The organism is Rhizobacter sp. (genome assembly GCF_035702065.1).
GTDB lineage: Bacteria > Pseudomonadota > Gammaproteobacteria > Burkholderiales > Burkholderiaceae_C > Rhizobacter.
Map to the genome: position 1 here is coordinate 1 of NZ_DASSRA010000247.1, position 5,844 is coordinate 5,844.

6 protein-coding genes are annotated in these 5,844 nt (G+C 69.3%); all 6 read right to left on the bottom strand.

What is annotated here, in order from left to right:
- Positions 1–408 precede the first annotated feature (408 nt).
- A complete protein-coding gene (locus tag VFL64_RS11355; protein ID WP_489540487.1) occupies positions 409–1,845 on the bottom strand; it encodes a serine/threonine-protein kinase in 1,437 nt (478 codons plus the stop codon).
- Positions 1,846–1,861: 16 nt separating this feature from the next.
- Positions 1,862–2,734, bottom strand: coding sequence for a c-type heme family protein (locus VFL64_RS11360; protein ID WP_489540488.1), 873 nt, complete (start codon positions 2,732–2,734; stop codon positions 1,862–1,864).
- Positions 2,735–2,825: 91 nt separating this feature from the next.
- Entirely contained in the window at positions 2,826–3,752 is a 927-nt protein-coding gene (locus VFL64_RS11365) for a FecR family protein (RefSeq protein WP_489540489.1), read from the bottom strand.
- 187 nt (positions 3,753–3,939) lie between these two features.
- The gene (locus tag VFL64_RS11370; RefSeq protein WP_489540490.1) at positions 3,940–4,659 is read right to left on the bottom strand and encodes a GntR family transcriptional regulator; all 720 of its coding nucleotides are present in this window, start codon (positions 4,657–4,659) and stop codon (positions 3,940–3,942) included.
- Positions 4,656–5,030, bottom strand: a complete 375-nt coding sequence (gene hpxZ, locus VFL64_RS11375; RefSeq protein ID WP_489540491.1) for an oxalurate catabolism protein HpxZ — start codon at positions 5,028–5,030, stop codon at positions 4,656–4,658. The genes VFL64_RS11370 and hpxZ overlap by 4 nt, the downstream gene beginning before the upstream one ends.
- 115 nt (positions 5,031–5,145) lie before the next feature.
- The coding region (locus VFL64_RS11380; RefSeq protein ID WP_489540492.1) for an amidase family protein at positions 5,146–5,844 on the bottom strand (699 nt) is incomplete at its 5' end.

Here is a 5,844-nt window from a genome sequence, read left to right on the forward strand (position 1 = left end):
CCTGCCTCCGGCCGCTCAGGCTGAGGTATCGAAGCCTCGTGCATGCCTGCGCGGAGCAGGGCTTCGATACCTCAGCCTGAGCGGGGTTGGCTTGCGAGCATGTGCATGCGACCCGTCGATGCGAAGCGAGCCGAGACGAGCCGTAGTGCTGTCGCAGCAGATGTTCGGCCGATCCTGGAGCACGGCGTGCACAGGCCGAGGCCTGTAGCCACGCAGTGGGGCCAGATGAAGAGCGCCTTTGCTTTGGTTACTTTCATTTGGCGCGACAAATGAAAGTGACCCGCCCGCCGGGGCGGACTCCCGGCGCACCCGGTGGAAGTAGGAAGAACGATCTACGCGAAGCGGGGAGCAAGGCTTCGATACCTCAGCCCGAGCGGGTCGTGGCGTGCACGCCCCCGAAGCCGACCCTCAGGCCTTCTTGCGCAACGCCGTCAGCAGCTTCTCGCGCTCCACCCCATCCCCCACCTGCTCCCCGAGCAGCGCGTAGAGCTGCTCCTGCGTGCGTGCCTTCGCCGCCGCCTTCTTCACCACGATGCTGGCGATGGGGCCGATGTGACTGCTGAGCACACGCGTGGCCGCGGTGATGACCTCGGGCGAGACCGGTGCGCTCACGCCGGAGCCTGCACTGCTGCCGGTGGCAGAGGTGGGCGAGGTGCGCGGCGCCGCGCCCGTGACCTTGGAACCGCCACTGACATGCGAGCCACCAGTGGCCGCGCCGAACTTGGCCAGGAAGCGCTGGCGCTCCTGCTCCGAGGGCAGGTGTTCGCACAGGCTGGCCTTGAGGCCGGCGACGTCGCCATGCACGCGCGCCGCCTGGCGCACCATCACGCGGGCCATGGGGCCGACGAAGGAGGCGAGCGCCACTTCCACCTGATGCAGCGTGGCCGGGTCCCAGCCCGGTAGCGGCGTGCTGCCCGAATGCGGGATGCCGCTGGGTGGCTCCAGCACGCCGATGGCAGGGGCGGGCGCGGGCGCATCGCGCACCACGATGACGGTGGTCTCGCCGGTGTCCGATTCGGCCGAGAGGTCGCGCCTGGCGAGCGCGGCGCGGAACTCGGCCGCGCTGGCGAAGCGCTGCTCCGGCTTCTTGGCCAGGGCGCGGGCCACGATGGCGTCGTAGAACTCGGGCCGCCCGGCCTCGGCCACCTGGCTGGGCGGTGTGGGCTGTTCGTTGACCACCTTGTACATGACCGTCTCGGCCGAGCCCTGGAAGGGCGGGTGGCCGACCAGCATGCCGTAGAGCAGGGCGCCAGCGGCGAAGAGGTCGATTCGGTGGTCCACGCCTTCGCCGATGTACTGCTCGGGCGCCATGTAGCCCGGCGTGCCGATGGTCGAGGTGATCTGCGTCAGCACCACTGACTCGATGCGCGCGATGCCGAAGTCGGTGACCTTGAGCTGGCCGTCGTTGGTGACCAGCAGGTTGGCTGGCTTGATGTCGCGGTGCCACACGCCGTGGCGGTGGGCGCAGTCGAGCGCGGCGAGCAGCTGGTCCATCAGCGTCAGGATGTCGCACTCGGGTGGGCGCGGCGTGCCGTTGAGGATCTGCGAGAGGGTACGGCCCTCCACGTACTCCATCGCGATGTAGGCGGTGTTCTCGTCTTCGCCGTACTCGTAGATGGCCACGATGCCGGGGTGCGACATGCGGCCGACGGCGCGCGCCTCGTTCTTGAAGCGCGCGGTGGTCGACGAGCCCGACAGGTCTTGCCCGATCAGCGACTTGTGGATGGTCTTGATGGCCACCGGCCGGTTGATCACCGGGTCGAAGGCCTTGTAGACGACGCCCATGGCGCCCTTGCCGAGCACGCCGGTGATCGGGTACTTGCCAAGGCGCGTGGGATGAGACATCGAACGATTCTCGGGCTCAGCTGTCGAGCATCTTCATCGCATGCACCATGCTCTTGCGCATGCGCGTGAAGGATTGCGCCAAAGTGCCGATCTCGTCCTTGGACTTGACGGCGAACTCCGGCGCGTCGAGTTCGCCCAGGCTCACGCGATCGGAGAGCTGCGACAACTGGCTCACCGGGCGGATCACGAGCTGCCACAGCATCAGGTTGAGCGCCAGGCCGATCAGCAGGAACACGCCGGCCAGGAGGCCGATCACCACGCCGAAGGCGCGGTCGGCGCGGGCCAGCGGCACCGACATCGGCACCGACACCACCTGCGCGCCCAGCACCTCGTTGAGGTTCCAGCCGAAGCCGTTGGCCGGGCCGTACTTCTCCACCAGCGGCTTGGGAGCCGCCTCCACCGTGCTGTGGCAACGCAGGCAGGCCGGGCCGCCCAGCTTGATGGGGCGGGCGATGTAGGTCACCGGGCCGGAGGGCGTCATGCGCTGGCCGATGAACTCGGTCTGCGCGGGTGACTGCTTGAACTGCTGGATCACGTCTTCTTCCCAGTCCTGCGCGCGGTCACGCGGGTTGGTGGGGTTGAGCATGGCCGGCTTGTAGGCGTATTCGGGGTGGTTCTTGCGCAGCGCGTTGAGCACCTCCGAGGCCGAGTAGGCCGGCACCGACTGCGGCAGGAAGGTGTAGGTCATCTGCGTCTCGAGCAGCGGCGCCACCTGGGTGGAGGTGTAGGTGCTGACGGCCATGGCGCTCTCCATCAGCAGGCGGGCGCGGTCCAGCACTTCGTCGTGCGCGTTCTCCTGCAGCAGCTTGCGTGCGATGTAGCTGGAGGCGCCCAGGCCCAGCGCGAACACCACCAGGAACACGAGGTTGAACTTGAGGAGCAGCTTCATGGGTGTCTTTCGTTGGCGCTGTTGTCGTTGGCGTGGCCGGTGTGGACTGACTTACGAGAGGCCCTGCATCGCGGATGCAGTGGCCCCGGGGTCAATAGGTGCTGCCCTGGCGCGGGGTCTGGTAGCTGGCCGTGGCGCTCGGGGGTTTGGGCTGGTACTTCTCGGGATAGAGGATGCGGTCCCACTCCGGGTGGGCGCGCAGGTTGGCGGCCACGCCCTCGCGGAAGGCCGGGTCGCGCGCCAGCGCTTTCCAGCGCGCCAGGAAGTAGGGGCGCAGGCCCTCGGCGTCGATCCAGTCTTCGGCATCGGCAAAGACCAGCGGGCCGAGCACCTTGGGCTCGACCTCGCGCGCCTTGAAGAGCGCGGCACGCGAGGGCAGCGTGTCGAGAAAGGGGCGCGGCAGGCGCTGGATGAAGGCCGGCGTGGGCCGCGGCGTGATGGCCGACTTGGCCTCGCCCACGCGGGCGAAGAACTCGCCGTTCCTGACCGTGGTGGTGGCGGCGGCCGGCTTGCCGCCCACGCGCTCCTGCAAGCTGAGGTTGCCCGACTCGGCGAAGGCAAAGGACTCGCCCGCCTGCACGATGAACACCGCACTGCGGGCCACGCCGGTCACGTCGAAGGCCGGTGTGGCGAAGCTGGCCACCGTGGGCGGCAGCGCTGACGGCGCGGTGGGCACGGTGAGCTTGAGCACGCCCTTGAGCAGGCCGAAGCGGGCAGCCAGCCGGGCTCGGTCGCCGCTGAACTTGGGTGCCAGCACGGCACGCGACTCGGGGCCGAGGTCGAGGATCAGGCCGTCGGCGAACTCGATGCGCAGGAAGCGCGTCTTGGTGGTGGCTTCGATCAGGTCACCAGGGGCCAGGCGCACGCCTTCGGCCAGCTGCAACCGGGTGGCCTCGCGGATCATCACGGCCTCGCCGTCGGCGATGGTCACCGTGGCCAGCGGCGCGGCAGCCCAGCCCAGGGCCGGCAGGGCCAGGCCGAGCAGCCAGAGAGCGCTTGTCCAGACGACGTTCTTCATGGGTTCTTATCGTGTCGCTCAGGGGTGCAGCGCAGGGTGCGCCGCAAGCCGGAAGCATAGCGGCACGCCCCCCCGCTGCCTCCTGTAAGAAGCACCGGGGTCGAGGGGAATGAGACCTCGAAAGATGCGAAGAAAGTCACGAAGTGGCGCGCTGTGGTGGGGCCGTGCCCCGGCGCAGCCGCGTGGCCTACAGATTGCCCGCGGCGGGCCTGGCGCTGTGCAGCTTGTGGATGGTGATCTTGCGCACCTCGGCCTTGCTGGCCTCGATGTGGGTGCGCAGCATCAGCTTGGCCGGGTCGGCGCGGCGCGCGAGGATGGCGCGCAGGATCTTGGCGTGCTCGTCGTAGGTGGCGGCCACGCGCGGCGGCTGGGTGAAGTCGAGCCGGCGCACGATGCGGATGCCGTCGGTCACCTCGGCGTGCACGCGCGCCATCTGCAGGTTGCCGGCGGCCGTGACCAGCGTGGCGTGAAACGCTTCATCGAGTGCGGCGACCTCGGCGGTGTCGGTGATGCGGTCTTTCTCGGGCCCGAGCCATTGCGCCTTGAGCAGGCCGAGGTCGGGCATGGGCACCATGGCGCACAGGCGGTCGACGGCGTTGCATTCGAGCATCACGCGCAGGTCGTACAGCTCTTCGAGCTTGCGGAAGTCGAAGGGCGCGACGCTCCAGCCGCTGCGGTAGGCCACCTTCACGTAGCCTTCGAGTTCGAGCCGGAACAGCGCCTCGCGCACCGGCGTGCGCGACATGCCCAGGCGCTCGGCCATGTCGCTCTCGGTGAAGCCGTCGCCGGGCAGCAGGATGAAGTCGAAGATGGCCGCCTTGAGGCGGCGGTAGGCGATCTCGGAGCGCGTGAGGTCGCGCGGGTTGGCGGTGGCCTGTGCGGGGGTCTTCTTGGCCGGCGCTTTCATCCGAGCAAGCTTACATGCGCGGCGACCACGCGCCAGCCCTCGGGTGTCTTCATCCACGTCTGGCTCTGGCGGCCCGGTTTGGCACCGCCTTCGCGCTGGAACTCGCAGTTGGCGGTGGCGAAGCTGTCGCCGTAGGTGGTGATCTCGGTGCGCAGCAGCGTGCGTGCGAGGCCGGTGGCCGGGCGTGCCGCGCGGAAGGCCTGTATGGCGGAATAGCCGTAGAGGTTCTCGGTGGCACCGTAGCGCAGGGTGTGCGGGCTGTTCCAGAACAGCTCGTCGAGCACCTCGACCTTGTTGTTCACGAGGGCATCTTCGTAGCGGGCGAAGGCGGCGGTGACTTCGGCGAGGGGGGTGGGGTGGTTGATGTCCATGGGCGTGCGTGGGTTCGGAGCGGGCCTTCGATACCTCAGGCTGAGCGGGCGGAGTGTGTTCCGAGGTCTTCGCACACCACAGTCCGCTCAGGCTGAGGTATCGAAGCCCTGCTCATCAGATCCCCGCAATCGGCGAACACGCCACGCCGCTCGACTCCAGCGCCGCTGCCACCCGCAGCGCCAGGTCTTCGCGCCAGGGCGCGGCAATCACCTGCACCCCGATCGGCAGGTTGTGCCGCCCTTCGGGCCACAGCGGCGCCGCCACCACCGGGCAACCGGCGAACGAGATCGGCTGCGTCAGCAGACCCATTGACGGCCGGGCCGGCACCTGCTGGCCGTTGAGCTCGAAGGTCTCGGCGCCGATGGGCGTGGCCTGCACCGGCGTGGCGGGAGCGAGCAGCACGTCCCATTGCTGGAACAGCGCGAGCACCTTGTCGCGGTAGACGCGGCGGAAGCGCTGCGCGCGCAGGTACCAGTCGACCGGCTGCAGCGCGCCGGCGATGAAGCGGTCGACCGACAGCGGCTCGAAATCCGCGGCCCGCTCGCGCAGGAGCGGCAGGTGCAGCGAGCCGCCTTCGCTGGCGGTGGTGACAAAGGCGGCCACGCGCGCGATGGCGGCGTCGGGCCAGACCACGCCGCGCTGTGCGTGCAGCGCCTCCGCCGCCATGTCGAGCGCCTTGCGTGCGACCGGGCCGGCGTTGTCTTCGAAGTAGCCGCCCAGCACGCCGATGCGCAGGCCGGCCAGGCTGCGGCCGACCTGCCCGAGCGTGGGCTGTACCCGCTCGGCATGGCAGCCGGGGTCGAGCGGATCGGG